Below are 21,745 nucleotides of genomic sequence, written 5' to 3'. Positions count from 1 at the left end.
TTTGTCCTGCGCAGCCGCCCGGCAGGACCGGGTGACTGGTCAGCGGGACGTGGCGCAGCTTGGTAGCGCACTTGACTGGGGGTCAAGGGGTCGCAGGTTCAAATCCTGTCGTCCCGACTGGAGACAGTCGTAGATCAGGGCCGGTTTCTGAGCAATCCGAAACCGGCCCTGATCTTTTTCGGGGACCATTCGGGGACCGGCGTCCCTGACCGACGTCGGCGGGTCATGACGATCGGGCTCGGCAGTGAGCGCGGTGCGCGCAGCATGCTGCACTGAGCCGAGGGCGCAGGCAGGAAGACGCGGAGCGTGAGCTGTAGCGCCCCCATACCTCGGTCACCGATCCGCAGCAGCACGAGGGTTGTTGGACCGACCGCCAGGGACGGACCGCCGAAGCCCAGTACGCGTGCAGCCACCGGGTGCTGTGCGCGCGGCCAGGCCACCGCAGGTGACCTGGCCGCCGTCGTTCACCGCTGATCCGTGCCCGCGTTCCCGGCCGCGGGCTTCCGCGCTCAGTGCCCCATCATCGCGGTGGGGTCCGGGGCCTTGACCTTCTTGCGAGGCAGCAGCATGGCGGGGATCAGACACAGGGCGACGAGGATGGTCGCCACCAGGAACACCGAGGCGAACGCGTCACCCATCTGGGAGCGGACACCGTCGGGCGAGGTGGCGGTGACGTCCTTGATGCCGTTCGTGAGGAGCACCGAGAACAGAGCGGTACCGATCGAGGCAGCCACCTGCTGGACGATGTTCATCAGCGTCGATCCCCGGGCCACTGTGTGCTCCCTCAGGGTGGCCAGCGCCGACGCCATGATCGGCATCATCGAGGCACCCATTCCCAGGCCCATCACGAAGAGCGCGGTGATGATGTACGCATAGGAGGTGTCGTCGGTGAGCTGTGTGAACATGCCCATGCCGACGGTGATGACCGCGATGCCGGTCATGACGATCTTGCCGGGGCCGATGCGGTCGGCGAGTATCCCGGCGATCGGCATGGTGATCATCGCGCCGATGCCCTGCGGAGCGAGGAGCACTCCGGAGTCGAGCGCGGACTCCCCGCGCACCTGCTGGAAGTAGAGCGGGAACAGCAGGCTGGCGCCGAAGAATGCCATGGCGAACAGCGACATGGCGATCACGGCGACGCTCAGGCCCCGGTTCTGGAACAGCCGCAGATCGATCAGCGGGTGAATGTTGCTGCTCCGCAGGGCCCAGGGAACGAACGCGGCGAGGAGAACCAGACCGATGACCGCGGGCACCAGGACCTTGGCGGCCCAGACCGTGCCGGTCTCCGGGATGGACGAGACTCCGTACAGGAAAGTCGCCAGTCCGGGTGAGAGCAGGAGGACGCCCACCCAGTCGAAAGTCTCGGACGGCTCCACGTGGTCCTTGGGCAGAACGATCGCCGCGTAGGCCAGGGCTATCGCACCGATGGGCAGGTTGATCAGGAAGATCCAGTGCCAGGAGGCGACGTCGATCAGCCAGCCGCCCAGAATGGGGCCGAAGATCGGGCCGAGCAGCATGGGGATCCCGAGGACCGCCATGACCCGGCCGACCCTCTCGGGGCCGGCGGCGCGGGTCAGGATCGTCATGCCGAGCGGCATCAGCATGCCGCCGCCCAGGCCCTGGATGACCCGGAACGCGATCAGCATCTCCAGGGATGTGGCGGCCGCGCACAGGGCCGAACCGGCGGCGAACAACGCGACCGCGAGGAGGTAGAGCCGTTTGGTTCCGAACCTGTCGGCAGCCCAGCCGGTGAGCGGGATGACACTCGCCAGGGCCAGCGTGTAGCCGGTCATGGTCCAGGCGACCTGGGCCGAGGTCGCCTCGAACTCCTGCTGGAACGTCTGCAGCCCGACGGACACCACGGTGATGTCCAGGATCGACATGATCCCGCCGAGCACGACCACTCCCGCGACGAGGAGGACCTTGCTGTCGAGCTTGTCGCGAGATTTGCCCTCTGGAGGGCCGGGCTCAATCCGTTGCGACGTGGTCATTACTCAGCCTTTCGAAGAAGAGACGCAACCACCCCCAGCCGCTTGACCTCTCCGCCCACGCAGCCTCCGGCCGGCGGCGACTGTGCCGCGCTGCGGCAGCGGTGGGGACGGGCTCCGTCCTTCCACGGGGGCGGGCTGAATCCGATCGAGGCGCGGTCCTTGACGGGCGACTCGTCGGGGCGGGATGCAGGCGATCCGTTGTGGAACGCGAATGTACCAGCGCCGATGGGCCGGTCTCGTTGCGAGCCATGCCATGGGCCGGGTCTCCAAGTACCGGGCGCTCATGCGCATACACGGCAAACCCGAGATGCCCGACAAGGCAGCCTGCCCACTCATGGCGCCCCTTGGTGCGCTGCTCAATCCACGGGGCGAAAACGGGCGATCCCGCGAGCAGCAGTGACGCGGACAATTCTTCTGCGGGACTTCAGGAACGCCGTAACCCTCGGATGAACAGGGGGAGTTCGCCAGCGGTGGCTGGGTCCTGGACGTGAGCCCCTGGCACGACCCGCGCCTTGGACGTCAGGACGGGGGTGCCGCTTCAGCCGGCCGAGGCTCGTCGCGGTGTCGAGTGGGCTTCCTGGGTGGCGGCCCACGAGGCGAGCAGGCGCAGGGCTTCCTCGTGCGGGGAGTCAGGTTCGGCGGTGTAGATCGTGAGAGTGAGGCCGGGTTCGGCGGCCATTTCCAGGCCCTCGAAGGCGAGGGTGAGTTCACCGACGACCTGGTGGTGGAAGCGTTTGGTTCCGGTGCCGTGGCTGCGGACGTTGTGGGCGCCCCAGCGGGTGCGGAACTCCTCGCTGCGGGTGGACAGCTCGCCCACGAGGTCGTGCAGGTCCTTGTCGTGCGGGTTGCGGCCCGCCTCGGTGCGCAGGATGGCCACGGCCACGTCGGCGAACGGGTCCCAGTCGGGATAGAAGCCGCGGGAGGCAGGGTCGAGGAACTGGAAACGGGCCAGGTTGGCCTGGTTGCCCGGCGAGGCGTAGAGGTCGGTGTAGAAGGCACGGGCAAGCTGGTTGGCGGCAAGGATGTCCATGCGCCCGTTGCGGACGAATGCGGGTCCGGCGGTGATCGCGTCCAGAGTCCACTGCAGACTGCGGTGCGGCTTCCACTGGTCCCTGGTGCGACGGCGGCGGGGCCGGGTCAGGGCATCCGAGCCGTCGGCGGCCTGGGCGAGGTTCAGGAGATGGGCCCGCTCGGCGTCGTCGAGCTGGAGGGCGCGAGCAACGGCCTCCAGGACGGGCGGAGAGACGCCGGCGAGGTGGCCCCGCTCCAGTCTGGAGTAGTACTCGACACTCATGTCCGCCAGGGCCGCGACCTCGCTGCGGCGCAGGCCGGGCACGCGCCTCCTGCTGCCGGCGGGCAGACCGGCCCGGGCGGGGGTGATCTTGGCTCGCCGCGAGGTCAGGAACTCGCGGACCTCCTCACGGTTGTCCATGCCTTCGACGGTACGGCCTGTCGGGCGGCCCAGGGATGCACTGCCGGTACACCCTTCATCAGTGACTCGCTGCCCGCGCGGAATGGCGGTTACCTGGATGTTGTGGCGTTCAGGGCCCTGCCGCCGCATGCGGCCGGGCACCACGCCCCGGGCCCGAAGAGCGCCGGTTTTCACCGTGCGTAGGGGGCCCGCGACCGCATTCGGCGGTGCCGGTACACCCGTGCGTGTATCGGCCCCCAGTTGCAAGGAGGCTTATCCCATGCGCGGAGCAGTAATCCACGCCCCCGGTGACATCCGGTTCGAGACGGTGGACGACGCGAAGATCCTCAAGCCGACCGATGCCGTCATCCGTACGGCAGTGACCTGCGTGTGCGGCTCTGACCTGTGGCCCTATCGCGGCGCGGAGCCGACCGAGCAGGCCCACCCCATGGGCCACGAGTACGTCGGTTTCGTGGAGGAGGTCGGTTCCGAGGTCTCTTCGGTCAAGCCCGGGCAGTTCGTCGTGGGGTCGTTCGCGACCTCGGACAACGTGTGCGCGAACTGCCGCAACGGTTTCCAGTCGAGCTGCGTGAACCGTGAGTTCATGTCGACCTGCCAGGCCGAGTACGTGCGCATCCCCAACGCCCAGGGCACCCTGGTCGCCACCGACGAGGTGCCCGGCGAAGAGTTGTGGCCGGGCCTGCTGGCCGTCTCGGACGTCATGGGCACGGGCTGGTGGGCGGCGGACGCCGCCGAGGTCGAGCGCGGCTCGACCGCCGTGGTCGTCGGTGACGGTGCGGTGGGCCTGTGCGCGGTGATCGCCGCCAAGGAGAGGGGCGCCGAGCGGATCATCGCCATGTCGCGGCACGCGTCCCGCCAGGAGCTCGCGCGCGAGTTCGGCGCGACCGACATCGTCACGGAGCGTGGCGAGGAGGGCGTCGCCCGGATCATGGAACTGACGGGCGGCATCGGCGCGGACTCCGTCCTCGAGTGCGTGGGCACCGCCCAGGCCATGCAGCAGGCCCTGCACTCCGCCCGCCCCGGCGGGAACGTCGGCTTCGTCGGCGTCCCCCACGAGGTCGCGATCGACGGGCAGGAGCTGTTCTTCTCCCACGTCGGCCTGCGCGGCGGCCCCGCCCCCGTCCGGCGCTATCTGCCCGACCTGATCGACCGAGTCCTGACCGGTGCGATCGACCCGGGCAGGGTCTTCGACCTCACCCTGCCCCTGGAGCAGGTCGCCGAGGGCTATCGCGCGATGGACGAGCGCCGCGCCATCAAGACCCTCCTCACCCCCTGACGCACCCCACCGAAGGAACGCTCATGCAGATCACCCGCAGCTCACTCGCCACCGCCAGGGGCCCTGCCGACTGGTTCACCGGTGACGTCTACATCGACGCCGTTGCCGCGGCCCCCGAACCGTCCCGGGTCACCGCCAACCTGGTGCACTTCATGCCTGGCGCACGCACCCACTGGCACCGCCACCCGCTGGGCCAGACCGTCTTCGTCACCGAAGGTGTCGGTCTGTGCCAGCGTCGCGGCGGCCCGGTGGAGGTCATTCGGCCCGGCGACCGCGTCCTGTTCGAGGCCGACGAGGAGCACTGGCACGGCGCCGCTCCGAACCGGCTCATGGTTCACCTGGCCATCAACGAGGGCGACGCCGACCACGACGTCGTGCACTGGATGACCCCCGTCACCGACGAGGAATACACCGCCGCCCCGGCCACCGGCTGACAGCCCGGCCGGCCCGTCGCCGCGAACGGCGCGCTGTACGCGCAGCGCGCCCGTCACCGGCCCACGCGATCCCCGCCCTGACTGGGGCCCCGTGGGTCATGACGACCGGGACGGGGTCGCTTCATGGCTCCGGTCGAGCCCGGACACCACACGCATGCCCAACCCCTTCACCCGGTAGATGCAGGTGTCATCGCCCCACAGCGTCGCGTCCGCCACCGCGTAGGGGCCGCGTTCGTCCGTGCCGCTCTCCACGATGTCCATGTCCACCCGGATCAGCGCGTGCGACGGAGTGATCTGGCCGCGGTACGTCCAGGACATGGCGCGGCCGGGCAGCACCGGCTCGAACCGCTCGTGGGGGACGCCGTCGGCGGCGCCACGTTCGAGCAGGTACCACTGGAGCAGTTGGCACATGGCTTCCAGGCCGAGCGAGCCGGGCTGCACCGGGTCCTGGAAGAAGTGGGACCGGAAGAACCAGGCGTCCGGGCGCACGTCCTTCTCCGAGCGCAACCGGCCGAGTCCCGCCCGTCCTCCCTCCGGCCAGTAACCGGTGATCCGGTCGAGCATCAGCAGCATGGGGCCCGGCAGGCGCGGACCTCCGGTGCGGTGCCGGACAGGCGGGGCGGTCAGATCGTCCGTACGGCCGCAGGGCTCGTCGAGGCGGGCCCGGTCGTCCGCCGACGTCGCGAGACCCTGCTGGTCGTCGAAGGCCGACCTGGGGAAGTAGCCGAAGACCGTGGAAAGTGCGAACACGGGCATGCCGTCGGCCTCGCACGACACCTGGAACGACTCGATGATCATGTCTCCGCTGCACGAGACACGCGTCAGTTCGGCACGGGTGCGGACCGTACGCGTCGCCGGGGTCACCTCGCCGGTGACCGTTCCCGACCCGTCGAGGTTGCGGAACAGCAGGTCCACGTCGGTGGTCAGCGCGCTGCCCACGTACGAGGCGAGCCATCCGCAGGGTTGCAGAGCGATCTCCATGAGCACGGCGAACGGCACGGCGCCGCCGCCGCTCTGCTCGAAGTACCAGGCCTCCGCGGGTACGTCGTACTCCGCGACGACGGAACTGCCCTCGCCCATCCCGCCCTGCGGCCCGTCCACCGAGACGATCCTGCTCATGAAGTGGTACGGGGGGCCGGGGAGCCGGGCCACCCTGCGGGTGCCGTCGAAGGGCTCGTACATGGCGCCGAACGCCTCGCTGGGCCGGCCCCAGGCGCACGCCAGCAGCGAGGGGTGGTCGAAGCGGAATCCGTCGGCCGCCGTGGCCACGGGCTTCTCCTCCCGGTGGCCGGCCAGCCCGCCGAGCCGCGGCAGCGGCACAGGGGTGCCCCCGGTCTGCACGACGGGCGGGCCCGAGTGCCGCCAGTGCGACAACGGCCAGTCGGGCACCAGCCGCAGCGCCATGCCGCGGCCCAGGAACGCCTTCGTCCCGTCGACCGAGCCCAGCACGTCGGCGTGGAGCGTCGGCATCGGTCCGGCCGAGACACCGCGTACGAACACCTCGTAGACGACCCGGCGGTTCTCCGGGGTCGCCTGACCCCGGCACATGGCCGTGTAGGGCTGTTCGGAGACCGGTTCGAAGCGCCAGCCGTCGCGGTCGACGGTGAAGCCCATGGCCGTCAGGTAGAACGCCATCGCCTGGAGACCGCCCTGGAGCATCAGGGTGCCCGGCATACAGGGGTCGTCCTTGAAGTGCCCGGTGAAGAACCAGTCGTCCGGCGACAGCGCGGTCTCGGCACGCAGATAGCCGCGGCCCCACGGCCCTCCGGCCGGGTCGAATGTGGTCACCTCGTCCAGCAGCCGCAACCGGTCCTCGTCGAGCCTCGGCGACCGGACGTGGGCCGCCGTCGCCTCCCAGCCCGGGCCGAAGCAGTCCGTGAGCCGCCCCTCTGCCAGGGCTCGGAGCCGGTCCGCGCCAAAACGGGTCCGTTCGCAGGGGACGGCGGGCGGGTCGAGCGGCAGGCCCTCGCCCGGCGCGTGTGCGGCCGGGTCCCAGCGGACCCCACCGCTGCCGGCCAGCTCGGCCGGGGTGAAGAACCCGGCCTGGCCCTCGCGCACGCTGAGCCGGAGCTCACCGTCCACGGAGCAGTCGTAGTGGAAGAAGGCCAGGCGGACGCCGTCGGCCTCCGCGTGGCCGTCGATATGGATCTCGAAGCACAGGGTGTCACCGACCTCGGGTGGCGCCCCGTGAAAGGTCACCTCGCAGCCGAGCAGCCGGTAGGCGCGCTCGCCCCGGTTGAGGAGATCGACACCCAGCCAGCTGAGCAGGAGCAGATCGGCCTGGCCCCCCTCGATCAGCAGGCCGGCCGGCATGCGCCCCGTGGAGTCCAGGTACCAGCTGTCGGCCAGGACGTCGGTCTCCGTCCAGATCCTGCCGTCCGTGCGCACCGGGCCGGGCAGGGTGAGCGCCGCGGGCACCGCGTCGATACCGGTGACCCGGTCCGCGAACAGCATGGGTGGCCCGGGCATCCGGGTCTGTACGGCGTACCCGTCCTGCTCGGCGAACCGCGGACCGAACAGGGCGGAGATCCGACCGGACGCGAGGTACTCCAGCTGGGCGCGGTCGAACGCCGGTCCCGGACGCGGCTCCGCTTTCGGCGGACGAGCCGGCAGCGAGCGGCGCGCCGGGCCCACGGGGGCCGGCGGTGGAGGCTGGATGACCGGACGCGGTGGGGTGGGACCGGGCAGTCGTACGGCAACGGGGCCGGGCTCGGCGCTCGCGGTGCCGGCGGCAGTCAGCGCCGTGACGGCGAGCGCCGACACCCGCAGGAACCGCTGATGGGCCTCGGCGTGCCCGGCCATGACCTCCTGGTGCAGCGCGGCGACCCGCAGACTCTGCCGGGCGACCGCGGCCCGGGCCCCCGCGGCTTCGGTATGCGGTGGGGCGGCCGAGGCAGCGGGCCGGCCGGAGGCGCGTGCCTGAGGGACGGCGGGTGCGGCGGGCCGGCCGGGGCCGCGGTCCGCCACCGGGGCCAGCTCGGGCGCGGGGGGCATGATCGTCACAGCAGGCGCCAGGGGCGGCAGGCACGGAGGCGCGGGTACGGCGACGGTGACAGTGGCGCCGGGGTGCGGGAGTTCCGTGGCGGCCTCGGCGAGCCGGGCGAGCAACTCGTCGGCCCGTACCGGCACTCCGGCGACCACGAGTTCGGCCACCGCGAGGCACAGCTGCCGCAGGCCGGTGTCCTGCGGGGCGTCCAGCGCGACGGCCACATGCTCCCGGTCTCCGAGCACCCGCTTGATCCAGCCGGTGCACAGTCTGCGCGGCCCGTGCTCCACGAAGACCCGGGCCCCGTCGGCCCACGCCTGCTCGACCGTGGCAGCGAAGTCGATCGTGTTGAGCCCCTGGGCCGTCATCGCTTCGGCGGCCCGCTCGGCCGTCGGCCGGTACGCCTGCCCGGTGACCTCGCTGTAGAACCGGACCCCGGGAACCTCGACCGTGGGGCGGGTGTGGGCTGTGCGCCATGCCTCCCGGACCTCCGCCAACTCCGGTGCATGGGCGGCCATGTCGTAGTCCAGTTCGATCGCGAGGTCGGCACCGAGCCGGGCCACGACGGCCGTGCACGCGCGGGACTCGCCCCCGATGACGCAGACGCCGGGCGCGTTCACCGCCATCAGATGGACCGCGGCCTCCGTGGCGAGTCGCGCACGGACGACGTCCAGAGGGGCGCCGACCAGGTAACTCGACCACCGGGAGCCCTGGATGCCCCGCCGCTCCCAGTGGCGCCGGACCGCCCGGAGCTCGCCGGTGAGCTCCGTCGTGAACAGCCCGCTGTCCCGGGTGGCTTCGTACAGCCCGGGGGCATCGGGCCAGGCCCCCAGCGCGACCAGAGCGGTCGATTCTCCGGAGGAGTATCCGAGCGCCGCGTCCGGCCGCAGTCCGAGTACCTCGCGGCTGAAGACGGTGTGGACGGTCGCCAGTTCGGCGGCGGCCCAGATCTGTCCGAGCACGCCCTGCTGCGGGACGGACCTCAACCGCGTTCCGAGTGCTTGGTGTTCGTCCCGGACGGCCTCGCCGAGCGACGGCAGGGCGAGCATCAGCTCATGGCCCATCCCCGGGTACGTGGCCGAGCCGTTGGTGTACACGAACGCGGTCTGCCCGTCGACCGGCCGGCCCCGGTACAGCACGCCGGCTGGGCGGGCCCCGCCCTTGGTCAGCCAGCGGCGGGCGGCATCCCTGTGGTCCGCCAGGGTGGTTCCGCCGTCGGCCAGGATCGCCAGCCGGGCCGGGCCCGCGCCGGACTCCGCACCCGAGTCCAGCGCCGCCAGCACCTCCTGGCGGCCGGCGCCGGAGAAGACGTGCAGACGGGGAGCCGGTCCCCGCAGCCACGGCCGGGCGTCCCCCGCGCGCAGGCGCACGCTCTCGGCGGGCCCCTCCAGCGGTGTCACCACGGCCCGCGCGGTGTGGGCGACGGCCGCGGCGTCCGCGGGCCCGTCCGGACGCGGCACGGCGCGGTGCTGGAGCGAGAGCGCCGCGACGGCGACGGAGACCAGGCCGGACGCGGCATGAGCCCGTCCGAAGACCGACACCGGATCGAACACCGCGTCGGGGCCGTCCCCGATGACCATGTCGGGCTCGTCGGCGGACTCCTCGTGCCGCTCCTCGTCCAGCAGGGCGACGACGGTGTCACCGTCCCTGCGCGCGGCGTCCAGGGGTTTGAGGACCAGGACGACGGCCGCGTCCCCCGGAACGTCCTCGTGCCCGAGCTCCCGCAGGGCGGCTCGGTGGACCGCCTCGCAGGACAGGTCGGCGGCACCGACGACCGCGGCGTCGGCCTCGCCCGAGCGGAGAGCCCGAGCCGCGAGTTCCAGCGCGACCAGCCCGGAGGCCTCCTCTGCGGACACCGTGAACCCCGGCCCGCCCAGGTCGAGTTGGGTGCTGATGCGGTTCGCCGCGAGGTTCGGCATGCCGCCCACCACCCCCTCCGGCGTCATGGGGGGTGCGAACACCGCCCGGGCGACGTCGACCGAGGGCAGCGGGGCGGCGGGCCCCGCCTCCTCCAGCCAGTGTGGAACCCGCCAGCGGGCACCTGCCCGGGCGATTTCCGGATCCACGCCCATCCCGATGACCACCATGGTCCGTTCACGGGGCAGGCGCACCGCCCTTACGGCCTCCCGGGCGGCCTCCAGTACGAGGAGCTGATGGTGCGCGGTCCGTTCCAGGGCCAGCGGGGGGAAGCACAGGTCCGTCAGTTCCACGGCGATCTCCGTGACCGGACCGCGCCGTTCACCGCCCAGCACCGCACGGCGGAAGTCCTCGGTGGACGTACCCTCGCCGACCCGGGCACCGACGGCGACGATCGCCACCGGTGTACGACCGCCCGGCGCCTCGGGTGCGGGGGCCGGAACCGGGACATGAAGGTCCGGTCGGGCCGGCCGCCCTTCCCCGGCCCCCGCGCGCGACGGCCGGGGTACGGCGGACCGGGGCGCGTCGTCCGCAGGGTCCACGATCAGGTGGGCGTTGGTCCCGCCGAACCCGAAGGCGCTCACCGCCGCCCTGCGCGGCCCCGCCCAGTCCTCCGGCGCCGTGAGCACCCGCAACGGCGTGCCCGCCAGTTCCTCCAGCGGCCGTCCTGCGCCCAGCGTCGCCGGACGGACCCCCGCCCGCAGCGCACCGAGCACCTTGAGGAGTCCGGCCACGCCCGCCGAAGCCAGCAGATGCCCGACGTTGGACTTCACCGAACCGATGGGCACGTCGTCCCCGGCCCCGAAGACCTCGGCCATGCCGCGCGCCTCCACCGCGTCACCGACCGGTGTTCCCGTCGCATGGCACTCGACCAGGGAGACGGACTCGGGGGCGATGCCCGCCGCGTCGTACGCCAGGCGCATGGCCCGTACCTGACCCTCCTCCGACGGGCTGATGAGCCCCGAGCCGCGCCCGTCGTTGGAGAGCCCCACCCCACGGATCACGCCGAGCACGGGCAGGCCGGCGGCACGGGCGGCGGACAGCCGCATCAGGGCGACGAACCCGGCCCCCTCGCCGTGCACCAGCCCGTCCGCCTCCTGGTGGAAGGGGCGGCTGCGTCCCGTGCGGCTGGTCGCGGAGATCCCGCAGAACCCCACATGCAGGAAGAGGGGGTCGGGCCGGCTCACCGCACCGGCCACCATCAGGTCGGCCGTGCCGTCGTGCAGCCGGTCGCACGCCAGCTTGACCGCGTACAACGAGGACGCGCAGGCGGCGTCGAGGGACCAGGCCCCCGCGCCGAGCCCCAGCGCACGGGCCGCGAGCCGGGCGGGCAGCCCGGAGGAGAAGCGGTTGCGGGCGTCGGGCCGCGTACGCCGGTCGCCGGTCAGCAGGGCGTCACGGACCGGGGGCCGCTGCGCGGACAACCAGACGTGTTCGGCGAAGGCCGCCCCGGTGGGTGTGGGGTACGACAGGTTTCCCAGGACCAGACCTCCGCGCGGCAGCGGGCCCACCCGGCCGGCCTCCGCGAGCGCCTGCCGCACCCCGTACAGGACCCAGTGGAAGAGCGGGTCCAGTGACGAGAGCCGCTCCGGCCCGATCAGGAAGCCACTCGGATCGAAGACGGACTCGAACCCCTCGACGTATCCGCCGACATCGGTCCAGGTGCGGTCGAGGTGGTCGTCCACCGATCCCATGGCCCAGTGGCGCGGCAACCGCCACCGGCCCGCCGGGGCGGCCGACAGGCTGGTGCGGCCGGCGACGATGTTCTCCCAGAACGTGTCCGGGTCGAGCGCGCCGGGCAGCACACAGCCCCGGCCGACGACGGCGATCGGTTCAAAATCCATACGGGTACTCACTTCACGGCAGGGCGCGGACCGGGGACGACGTCGACGTCAGGAAGGGCGACGGACGAGGTCAGGAGGGCGACGGACCGGGTCAGGAGGGGCGACCGGGTCAGGAGGGGCGACGGACGAGTTCGATGCCGGTCAGTTCCAGCAGGACGGACCCGTCGGCGCCGAGCAGAGCGGCGTCGCAGCGCGCCCCCGTGCCGTGTGCTTTCCGCCCCCGTACGACACACCGAACGGTGCCGTCCACCGGGCCGCGCCGGTACACCCCGCACTCCGCGACGGCCATCGGCAGCGTCGCCGCCCCGAGCGCCTCCTCGCCCCAGAGAAGGGCGAGTTGGAGCGCTCCGTCCACGGCTGCCGCGTCGAGCGGCCAGGGCCCGTCCGTCCAGCCCAGGGCCCGCAGACCCGCGACGGTCGCCTCGGCTCCGTGCTGCGAGACGCCGTGCACGGTGCGCAGGGCATGGAACCGAGGACCGTGGAAGAGGGCCTCCCGCCGGTACACATCGGCCTGCTCGAAGGGCTTCAGTCCCTCCGGGGTGCCCCACGCGGCCGGATCAGGCTCCCCCGTCCCGGTGTCCAGCACGGCTTTGCAGTGCGCCAGGCCGTCATCGCCCCGCAACTCCGCCTCCAGACCCGACGGCGAACCGGGCGCGCCCCGGCTGCCGATCATGGTGAGCCGGTGGCCCGTACCTGCCAGTTCCGGCAGGGCGCACTTCCTGTACACCCGCAGATCACGCAGGACGAGAGGCCCGGGTTCCGGCAGCCACGCCGTGGCCGCACCCGTGAACCAGTTCAGCACCATGGCCACGGGCAGGACGGGGACCTCGGCGGGCGCGTGGTCGGCCAGCTGCGGCAGGGTGTCCGAGCGGACGAGCAACTGGGCCCGGGAGGTGCCACCGGCCGGGGACAGGGCCGCCGGATCGTCCCCGGCCACGAGGACGACGCGGGCCTCGCCGACGGCGCCCTCCAGCTCCGCGGTGAAGGCGGCCGCGCCCTGCTCCAGAGGGATGAGCGGGACCCCGGAGCGGCCGAAGTGCTCGGCCAGCGCGGGGGTGACCATGCCGCCCTGCCAAGGACCCCAGGCCACGCACCGCACCAGGCAGTCGGGGCGGCGGGCCTGTTCGGCCGACGCGACCTGGTGGAGGACCTCGTTGGCCATGGCGTAGTCGCTCTGCCCCGTGTTGCCGAACACGGCGGCCACGGAGGAGAACAGACAGATCAGGTCCAGCGGATCGTCCGCCGTGGCCGCGAGCAGCGCCCGCAGACCGTCCACCTTGGTGGACATCACCAGCTCGGCCTGCTCGTCGCTCTTGTCGGCGATCATCTTGTCGGCCAGGACCCCGGCACCGTGCACGATGCCGGTGACGGGCCCCCATGTGTCGCGTACGTCGCGCAGGGCGGCGGCGAGGGCGTCACCGTCGCGGGCGTCCACCCGGACGTACCGGACGGGTGACCCGGCCGCCTCCAGAGCCGCCAGTGTCGCGCGCACCTCGCGCGCGGCCAGGATCTCCCTGGCCCTTACCGCGATCCGGGCGGGCGAGGCTCCCGCCGCGTACTCGCCGGAGCCCTGCGCGAGCAGACGGGTGAGCGTCGTCTCGTCGGACGCCGAAGCAAGCTCGGCGGGTTCGGCGGCCGGGTCGGTCCTGCCCACCAGCACGATCCGCGGACGGTGGGTCCTGGCCAGGTCCAGCAGGGCGGCGGCGGTCACGCCGCGGGCCCCGCCGGTGGCCACGATGACCGAAGAGGAGGTGACCCGGCGGGAGTCGCCGGGCGTCACCGGCTCGGGCACCATCCGCAGAAGGGCGCGGGTGCCGTCCGCGCGGAGACCGGCCTCCATGTCGGCCCCGCCTGTGAGGAGTTCGCGTACGACCGCCTCAGCGACCTCCTCGTCGTTCCGCCCGCCCCGCTCGCAGTCGACGATCTTGACCGAGGCATCCGGCCACTCCTTCGCCGCGGTCCTGGCCAGACCGGCGACCCCGCCCAGCCACGCACGGTCGGGTGCCCGGCCGCTGAGCCCGAAGTCGCCGCCGGTGTCCTGCACGGTCACGAACAGCGCATCGCCTCCGGCCGCCCGCGCCGCCACCGTACGCGCGGCGCGGAACGCCGAGCGGTGGACCTCCCGCGCTTCGTCGGGCGCGCCGCTCGCGGTCAGTCCGCCGAGATGGATGACACCGCGTGCGTCCGCGGGCACCTCCGCCGCGGCGGTGGCGTCCACGCCGGACTCCGTCAGTTTCCGGGCGACGAGCGCGGTCAGCCCGCACGCGCCCGGGTCGTCACCGGTCACCACGACGGGGCCGTCCAGCAGTCCCGCCGTCGCCAGACCGGACGCCGGTGACTCCACCGCGCGCGGTACCAGCCTCGTCAGCGTGGCGTTCTCCCCGTGGCCGGTGCGCGCGGCCGGAATCCTCGGGGCCTCCGGGGCGACCTCCGGGGTGCCGGCCACCGCGCCGGAACTCGGCTTCGGGCTTTCGGGAGCCCCGGTCCCACCGCTGAGCGCCCCGACGATCTCGCGCAGCGTACGGAGCTTCCCGAGGTACCCGAAGTCCCCCGACGCCATGTCACCCACCTGACGGCGTACGGCCGACAGGATCTCGACGCGCTTGATGGAGTCGACCCCCAGGTCCGCCTCCAGCTCCATGTCCAGGTCGAGCATGTCGGTGGGATAGCCGGTGAGCCGGGCCACCACTGACAGAAGCAGCTCCTCCAACTCCGACGGCGACAGGGGTACGGCAGCTCCGGCATCGTCGGTCGATGGCGATGGCGATGGCGATGGCGATGGCGATGGCGATGGCGGTTTCGGTGCCGGTGCGTGCGAAGGCGCCGGGGTCGGCGAAGGCGCCGGCACCGGGGATACGGGGGGTGCAGGGCGCACCGGGGCCGCGAACGCGTCCGGTCCGGGCACGGGCGCAGTGGGGCCGGTGGCGACCGGAGCCGGCGCGCGCGGCGGCGAGGAGGGGCGGGGGAGCGGCAGCGGCGTCGGGGGAGCCGGTGCGTCGAGCACCTCACTCCGGGGCATCCCGAGCATCGCGGCCAGCGTCGTCTCCGTCATGCGCAGAAAGGCCATGTGGCTGTCCGTCAGCATGCGTTGGCAGGCCGCGTGGGCTTCCGCGGTGTGCCGCTGGACGTGTTCGACCGCCGCGTACCGGTCGGCGCCGACCGCTGAACCGGCCCCGGAGCTGAAGGAGGTGTCGGCTTCGGAGCCGTACGGGGTGGCGTCCTCGTACGCGGGTTCCGGTGACCGGGGCGCAGCAGCCCTCCCGTCGGCCGGCGGCTGCGGGGCGGGCACGGAGGCGGAGGCATACACGGGGAGCGGAACCGCCTGGGTGTCGGACGCGGGCACGGACACGTGAACCGGCTCCGGCCGGTGCTCCGGCTCACGTGCCGGCGCGGGCGGCGCTTCGTCGGCTGCGGCGGGGAGCGGGTGCGGCTGACCGTAGTTGGCTCCGCTGATCTTCACGGTCATTCGGGGCTTGCGCTCCTTCGCTGAGGTTCCGGGCGAGCCGTACGGCGCCCAGAGAGTGTCGAGATCGAGGGGGACACCGAGGACGGCGAGTTCGCCGAGCGCGGCGTGCAGGGTGCTGACGCCGGACCGGCCGGGACGGTCCAGGGGAACGGCCGCGTGCGGGCGGTCACCGAGGATCTGCCCCACCAGACCGGTGAGCGCCGCACCCGCGCCGACTTCGACGAAGGTCCGCACCCCGGTCGCGTACATGGCCTCGATCTGGTCCTGGAAGAGCACCGGTGAGGCGAGATGACCGGCGATCCGGCGGCGCACCTCGTCGGGCGTCGACGGGTACGGTGCCGCGTCGGCGTTTCCGTAGACCTCGATCCCGGGTTCCGTGAGCCGCACCGTGCGCAGGTACGCGGCGAACGGTTCGGCGGCCGGGGCGACCAGCGGGCTGTGGAAGGCGGTGGACGCAGCCAGCCGGCGGGTTCCCACGCCCTCGGCCGCGAACGCCTTCTCGGCGCGCACGACAGCCTCCTGAGAACCCGAAAGTACCATCTGGCGAGGGGAGTTGTGATTGGCCGGCCAGATCTCGCCGAACCCGCCACCGGCCAGTACCTTCGCCACGTGCGCGCGGTCCGCCGCCACGGCCAGCATCGCGCCCGGCGTGTCGGACGCGTCCCGCATCAGCTCACCGCGGCGGCGGGCCAGACCCACCAGCGACCCGGCGTCCAGCACGCCCGCGCAGTGCAGCGCCACCAGCTCACCGAAGCTGTGGCCCGCCACGCAGTCCGGTCGCAGGCCCAGCTCCCGCACCACCTCCAGCAGCGCGAGCGCGTGCACGGCGAGGGCGGGCTGCGCCCACTCCGTGGCGTCCAGCAGCTCCTGTCGCGCGGCGCGTTCCCCGTCGGTGAAGGCGGGCGGAGGGAACACGACCCGGTGCAGGGGACGCCCGTCGAAGCCGGTGCCACCCAGTCGGTCCCATACGGCCTGGGCGGCCGGCGCCAGCATGGCGAGGTCGGCGCCCATCCCGACGTACTGGGATCCCTGGCCCGGAAACAGGAAGCCGATGCGACCGGGTGCGGGCTCCCCGTACGCGTACCGGACGCCGGACGGTGTGGAGAACGCCGTCCCGGGCCGCTGCCGGATCAGCGCGAGCGCCTGCGCGTACTTCTCCCGCAGGTCCTCGCCATCGGTGGCGACGACAGCCAGGCGCACCCGGGCGGCGGGCGCGAAGGAGGAGTGGCTCTCCTGTGCCAGCGCGGCCAGCGGGCGGTCGTCGTCCGCTCGCGGCGGTACCAGTTCCGACGGGGAGGCGCCGCTGAACAGGACGAGTTCGTCGGGTGCCGAGCGGTGGCGCAGGGCCGCACGTCCCGCGGCGCCCGAGGGCACGTACTCCTCCAGCGTGACGTGGAAGTTGCTGCCGCCGAAGCCGAAACTCGACACCGACGCCCGGCGCGGGTGCCCGGCGGGCCGCACCCACGGGCGGGCCTCCGTGTTGACGTAGAACGGGCCGTCGGGGGCGGCGGCCGCCGGGTTCGGCCGTTCGACCTTGACGGTCGGCGGCAGCACCTTGTGATGCAGGGCCATGACCGCTTTGAGCAGCCCCGCCGCACCCGCCGCGCACTTGGTGTGACCGATCTGGGACTTGACCGAACCGATGGCGCACCACTGGCCGTCCGTACGCCCCGACGCGCCGAACACATCACCCAGGGACGCCAGTTCGGCGGTGTCCCCCGCTCTGGTGCCGGTCCCGTGCGCCTCGACCAGCTCCACGGTCTCCGGCCCGTAGCCGGCTTCCTCGTAGGCGCGTCTCAGAGCCCGTGCCTGGCCGTCGGGCAGGGGGGCGTAGATCGCCGTGCTCCTGCCGTCGGACGAGGCGCCGATGCCCCGGATCACCGCGTGGACACGGTCGCCGTCCCGCTCCGCGTCGGCCAACCGCTTCAGCGCGTACATGATGACCGCTTCACCGAGCATGGTGCCGTCGGCCGCGGCCGAGAACGGCCGGCAGTCACCGCTCGGGGACAGGGCGGGCGTCTTGGAGAAGCACATGAACATGCCGATGTCGTTCCCGGTGTCCACGCCTCCGCTGATCACCAGGTCGGCCCGGCCGAGCGCCAGTTCACCGACGGCCGTGGACAGGGCCGCCAGGGAACTGGCACAGGCCGCGTCGGTGGTGTGGTTGATGCCGTGCAGGTCGAACCGGTTGGCGATCCGGCCCGCGACGACGTTGCTGAGCAGCCCGGGGAAGGACGCCTCCTGCCACGGCGCGAAACGGGCCGCGATGCGGTCGCAGATGGCCTGCGCCTCGCTCTCCCCGACACCGCTCGCCCGCAGCCCCGCAAGCCACAGCGGGCGGTGGGAGCGTCCGTACATGTGCGGGAGGTGTTCCAGCGCCGCCGCGCCGAGGACGACGCCGGTCCGGTCCCGGTCCACCCCGGCCGCACCGCCGGCGTCCGCCAGAACCTGGTCGGCGACCATAAGGGCGAGGAGCTGGGTGGAGTCCGTCGCCGACAGGTTGGCGGGGGGCACCCCGTAAGTCATCGGATCGAAGTCGACCACCGGCAGGAACGCGCCCCGCCGGGCATACGTCTTGTCGGGGGCGGCCGGGTCCGGGTCGTAGTGGTCCTCCACCCGCCAGCGGGAGGCGGGCACCTCGGTGATCAGGTCCCGGCCGCCGGTCACGATCCGCCAGTAGCCGGCCGCGTCCGTCGCGCCGGGCACCAGGGCGCCCACCCCGACCACGGCGATGGGAACGCGCTGGGGCGGGGACGTGTGCACGGTCTCTCCTCGGGGTGGGGCTGCCGTCATGGGTTCCTCCGGGGCGCCGCGGCCACTCACGCCAGCTCGCACGGCGTGTAGGTGAATGCCTCGGGCGTCAAAGGGACGCCGTAGGTGCGAAGTTGATGGGCCCGGGTGACGACCGCCGCCCCTTCGAGGAGGTTGAGCGCGATCTGCACCACGGACCGGTTCGCCGGTTCGGCCAGGACAGTGCCCGCCACCCACCGGTTGAACGCGCCCATCGCCGGCCCGCACCAGATCTGGTAGTCGGCCCGCCGCGAGGCGTCCCCGGTGATCGCCCACCGGCTGGAACTGCCCAGGTACCAGCGGAAGACCAGGGCCATACGGTGTTTGGGGTCGGCCCGCGCACGCGTGATCTCCGTCGGGTCGCGCTGCTCCCAGAAGGTGCGCGTGCGGCGCCAGATCTCGTCGAACGGGGCGCGCAGCACGTCGCGTTCGAGCGAGGCGCGCAGGGTGGCCGGGATCTCCTCGAGCGAGCCGTGTGCCCGGTAGGCCGCGTGGAGCCGGCCGGCCCGCTGGGCGAACATCGTTCCCCGGGCCAGCACTTGCAGCTTCACGCCGAACTCGAACATGTCGGCGGCCGGTGCCATGGTCACATCGGCGATGTCGGCGTCGCAGAGCATCGCCTTGGCCTCGTCGGACAGGCCGGCCTCGGTGGCGGTCTGGTTCACCGATCCGACGACCACGTAGGACGCGCCGAGGGCGAAGGCGCCGGCCACCGCGGCCGGCGTGCCGAGGCCGCCGGCCGCGCCGATCCGGACCGCCCGGCGGTAGCCGAACCGACGGCACAGCGTGTCGCGCAGGGCAGCGATGGTCGGCAGCACGACCGACAACGGCCGGTTGTCCGTGTGCCCGCCGCTGTCCGCCTCCACGGTGATGTCCTCGGCCACCGGCACCAGGGCCGCCAGCTCCGCCTCCTCGCGGGTCAGCCTGCCCTGGGCGACGAGGGGGCCCAGCAGCGAGGCCGGGGCGGGGGAGAGGAATCGCTCGGCCACCTCGGGCCGGGAGACCTTGGCGAGCATCCGCGTACGCCGGACGATGTCGCCGTCCTCGCCCCGGCGCAGCCCCCGGGCCGAACACCACACGACGGCCGGAGTCAGTTCCATGAACGCGGACGCGGAGATCCGGGGGACACCGCACCGCAGCAGCAGGTCGGCGACCCGCGACTCCCACTCCGGTTCCGACGGTGTGTGGATGAGGTTCACGCCCCAGTTCGGGCGCGGTCCCAGTTCCTGGGCCAGTGTGTGGACAGCCCGCTCCACGTCCGCGTACGCCAGACCACCGGCGCCGAAGAACCCGAGCATGTCCGCCCGGGCCATCGCCGCCACCATCCCGGTGGTCGCGATGCCGTTCGCCATCTCGCCCGCCACATAGGGGAAGCGGACGCCGTGCGCCTCGCAGAAGGTGCGGCCGCCGAGCCACTCGGGATACAGCGGTGGCAGTGTGCCCAGCACCTGGCCACCGGCGAAGTGGCCGGTCGCGAGCCCCAGTTCACGGCCGTCCGGCCCGCTGACCACGTGGACGGGCTCACGGATGCGCCGGGCACGGGCCGCGATCCCGTCGGGGGAGAAGACCGGAGGGGAAGCGGTGCGCGAGCCGGGAGCTGCGAGGACGGACACGGAAGGGCTCCAACGGGAGAGGACGTCTGCTGGTCAGGCGTATCGGACGGGCGGGAAGGCGGTCGTGGGTGCGTCGGCCGGCCCGACGGGGGCCCGGTCCCGCGGGGCCAGACCGGACCAGAGGTAGTCGAGACCCACCGGGGCGGACCTGGCCGAGGGCCCCAGCAACGACCTGACCCGCGTGTCGTCGTACCGCCGCCGGTGGGCGAGGTAGGGCGTCATGCCCGGGTAGAAGTCGAGCAGCGCCTCCAGCGCCGACGGGTCGTCCGGCTTGGTGTCGACCAGGTCGATCGAGAGCGGGACCAGCCGTTCCAGCAGGGTGACGACCGTCGGTACGGGCACATCACGGTCGTGGACGACGTGATATGTGTCGACCCCGCCCGAGGGCGTCAGGCCCGCCAGGCGCACCATGACGTCGGCCGCGTGCTCCACCTGCAACAGGTTCAGCCGGCCGTGCGCGTGCCCCACCGTGCGGACGCGTGGCCGGACGGCCGCCACGGGGCCGAAAGGGCCGCCGTCCGGGGGCGGTCCGCCGCGCGGCCCGGCGTGGCACTCCGGCGCGATCCCGTCGGCGCCTCCGCTCCCGGGGCCCGCGGCACGCCGCGCGTCGCGAAGGATCCGCTCGATGACCAGCAGCGGATGCGCGGGCAGGTCGGGGTGCGGCGGCAGATCGGTGACCAGGATGCTCGGCCGCAGGACCAGGACCGGGCGGCCGTGTTCCCTGGACCACGCGTGAACCAGCAGCTCCGCCTCGTACTTGGAGCGTTCGTAGGCGTTCTCGAAGCCGCTGGTATCGTCCAGTTCGTCCTCGTACGCCACCCCTTCACGCCGTGCCCCGGCCACGAAGGCGGTGCTCACGTGGTGGACCACGGGGCGCCTGCGGCCCGCAGCGGCCAGCTCCAGTACGTGCCGGGCCCCTTCGACGTTGGTCCGGCGCAGTTCGGGGAGGTCCCCCTCCAGGTTGATGCTGCCCGCGCTGTGCCAGATGGCGTCGATGCCGTCCGCCAGCTCGTGGAACGTCTGCTCGGACAATCCCAGCCGTGGTTGCGCCAGGTCGGTCTCCACCACCCGTAACCGGTCGGGGAGCCCGGCGGTGAACGCCTCGGGAGCACCTGTCAGTTCGAAGGACCGGGTCATGCGGCGCAGAGCGTCGCCCGACCCCGCGTGGGTCAGGACCGTCAGCGTCCGGTGCGTGTCGAGCAGACGACGTAACAGGCGCAGTCCGAGAAATCCGGTGGCGCCGGTGAGGGCGACATGCACGACGTGGCTCCAAGGCTTCGAAAGGGGCGGCCGACGACCGCGTGCGGGAACAGGGACACCGCCGTTGCGGCGAACGGGACAGCGGCAGAGAGACAGACCACCGGCCGTCGCACGACAAGGGGTGTCACCGGCTGTCGTGCCGCGAGCGGCTCGACCCTTCGGCCGGTGTGCGATTGCTCGCCGGTTCTCCGGCGCCCCAGTTTCGTTGGGGGTTCTTCAGGGCGGCTCCGAACCCGATGATCTCCGGCGCCCCGCACACGATGTCAGACGCCGGGCGGGGCGGACGCCCCGATTCGATCTCCTCACCCGAACGAATTACGCCGCGCCTCCGGCCGTTCGTACCCGCCAGGTCGGACGAACCCGCCGCAGGCCGGGACACACGGACGTACGAGGGGTGACGGGACGCATCCGGAGTCGTACAGAGTCCCGTCCCTCCTTCGAGGGATTCTGGCGGACGGTGTTCCGGGAGCGGCTGTCCGGCGGTGCTCCGCGTCGGCGGACGCGGGCGGCGCGGGGCAGCAGACCGGTGACGGCACGGGGAACGGTTGTCGCGGGGCCCGGAAACGGAGGCGGCCGTCCACCGCCGGCGGGCAGGGACGGGGCTGTTGTGGGCGGGAGCGACGTTCCGATGCCGGACGGATCCGCTGCGACCGGTGGTCATCCTGATGGTCGGCCGGGGGCGGATGGGCTGCCCGGTCCGGCGCTCGTCCTGCCCATCGGCCCGCTCGTCCGTCCG

At 72.7% G+C, this 21,745-nt stretch carries 8 protein-coding genes and 1 tRNA gene; 3 read left to right on the top strand and 6 right to left on the bottom strand.

The genetic code is table 11. The features are described 5' to 3' along the window. Window positions 1-43 precede the first annotated feature (43 nt). Window positions 44-117 (top strand) — tRNA-Pro (locus ACFYPA_RS02630). A 392-nt stretch (window positions 118-509) separates the two neighbouring features. Here ACFYPA_RS02630 and ACFYPA_RS02625 read toward each other — a convergent pair. Then, entirely contained in the window at window positions 510-1,991 is a 1,482-nt protein-coding gene (locus ACFYPA_RS02625; RefSeq protein ID WP_359082080.1) for a DHA2 family efflux MFS transporter permease subunit, read from the bottom strand. Between the two features lie 538 nt (window positions 1,992-2,529). Further along, window positions 2,530-3,423 (bottom strand): helix-turn-helix transcriptional regulator, encoded by an 894-nt coding sequence (locus ACFYPA_RS02620; RefSeq protein ID WP_359349902.1) that lies wholly within the window; start codon window positions 3,421-3,423, stop codon window positions 2,530-2,532. A gap of 259 nt (window positions 3,424-3,682) precedes the next feature. Between ACFYPA_RS02620 and ACFYPA_RS02615 the strand changes: the two genes are divergently transcribed. Further along, window positions 3,683-4,699: a zinc-dependent alcohol dehydrogenase family protein gene (locus ACFYPA_RS02615; RefSeq protein WP_389128977.1), complete on the top strand. Its 1,017-nt coding sequence runs from the start codon at window positions 3,683-3,685 to the stop codon at window positions 4,697-4,699. A gap of 23 nt (window positions 4,700-4,722) precedes the next feature. Continuing rightward, a complete protein-coding gene (locus ACFYPA_RS02610; protein ID WP_359082077.1) occupies window positions 4,723-5,133 on the top strand; it encodes a cupin domain-containing protein in 411 nt (136 codons plus the stop codon). Window positions 5,134-5,229: 96 nt separating this feature from the next. Here the strand turns inward: ACFYPA_RS02610 and ACFYPA_RS02605 are convergent, their stop codons facing one another. The 4 genes from ACFYPA_RS02605 to ACFYPA_RS02590 form a co-directional block, all read right to left on the bottom strand. Next, window positions 5,230-11,880, bottom strand: coding sequence for a beta-ketoacyl synthase N-terminal-like domain-containing protein (locus tag ACFYPA_RS02605; RefSeq protein WP_389128974.1), 6,651 nt, complete (start codon window positions 11,878-11,880; stop codon window positions 5,230-5,232). A 109-nt stretch (window positions 11,881-11,989) separates the two neighbouring features. Beyond that, window positions 11,990-18,139 carry an SDR family NAD(P)-dependent oxidoreductase gene (locus ACFYPA_RS02600; RefSeq protein ID WP_389128971.1) on the bottom strand — a complete coding sequence of 2,050 codons (6,150 nt, stop codon included), beginning with the start codon at window positions 18,137-18,139 and terminating at the stop codon, window positions 11,990-11,992. 26 nt (window positions 18,140-18,165) lie between these two features. Next, complete coding sequence (locus ACFYPA_RS02595) at window positions 18,166-19,749, bottom strand: PfaD family polyunsaturated fatty acid/polyketide biosynthesis protein (RefSeq protein WP_359311651.1); 1,584 nt, start codon at window positions 19,747-19,749, stop codon at window positions 18,166-18,168. A 33-nt stretch (window positions 19,750-19,782) separates the two neighbouring features. Further along, complete coding sequence (locus ACFYPA_RS02590) at window positions 19,783-21,009, bottom strand: SDR family oxidoreductase (RefSeq protein WP_359311653.1); 1,227 nt, start codon at window positions 21,007-21,009, stop codon at window positions 19,783-19,785. Window positions 21,010-21,745: the final 736 nt, after the last annotated feature.

This window comes from Streptomyces sp. NPDC005775 (genome assembly GCF_042871565.1).
Classification (GTDB): Bacteria; Actinomycetota; Actinomycetes; order Streptomycetales; family Streptomycetaceae; genus Streptomyces.
The sequence above is the reverse complement of the archived record's forward strand: the minus strand, read 5'-3'. Positions and strand labels throughout refer to the sequence as shown.

Coding starts and splice junctions, on each gene's coding strand:
- ACFYPA_RS02625 (WP_359082080.1), bottom strand. CDS start 1,991: ATGACCACGTCGCAACGGATTGAGCCCGGCCCTCCAGAGGGCAAATCT.
- ACFYPA_RS02620 (WP_359349902.1), bottom strand. CDS start 3,423: ATGGACAACCGTGAGGAGGTCCGCGAGTTCCTGACCTCGCGGCGAGCC.
- ACFYPA_RS02615 (WP_389128977.1), top strand. CDS start 3,683: ATGCGCGGAGCAGTAATCCACGCCCCCGGTGACATCCGGTTCGAGACG.
- ACFYPA_RS02610 (WP_359082077.1), top strand. CDS start 4,723: ATGCAGATCACCCGCAGCTCACTCGCCACCGCCAGGGGCCCTGCCGAC.
- ACFYPA_RS02605 (WP_389128974.1), bottom strand. CDS start 11,880: ATGGATTTTGAACCGATCGCCGTCGTCGGCCGGGGCTGTGTGCTGCCC.
- ACFYPA_RS02600 (WP_389128971.1), bottom strand. CDS start 18,139: ATGACGGCAGCCCCACCCCGAGGAGAGACCGTGCACACGTCCCCGCCC.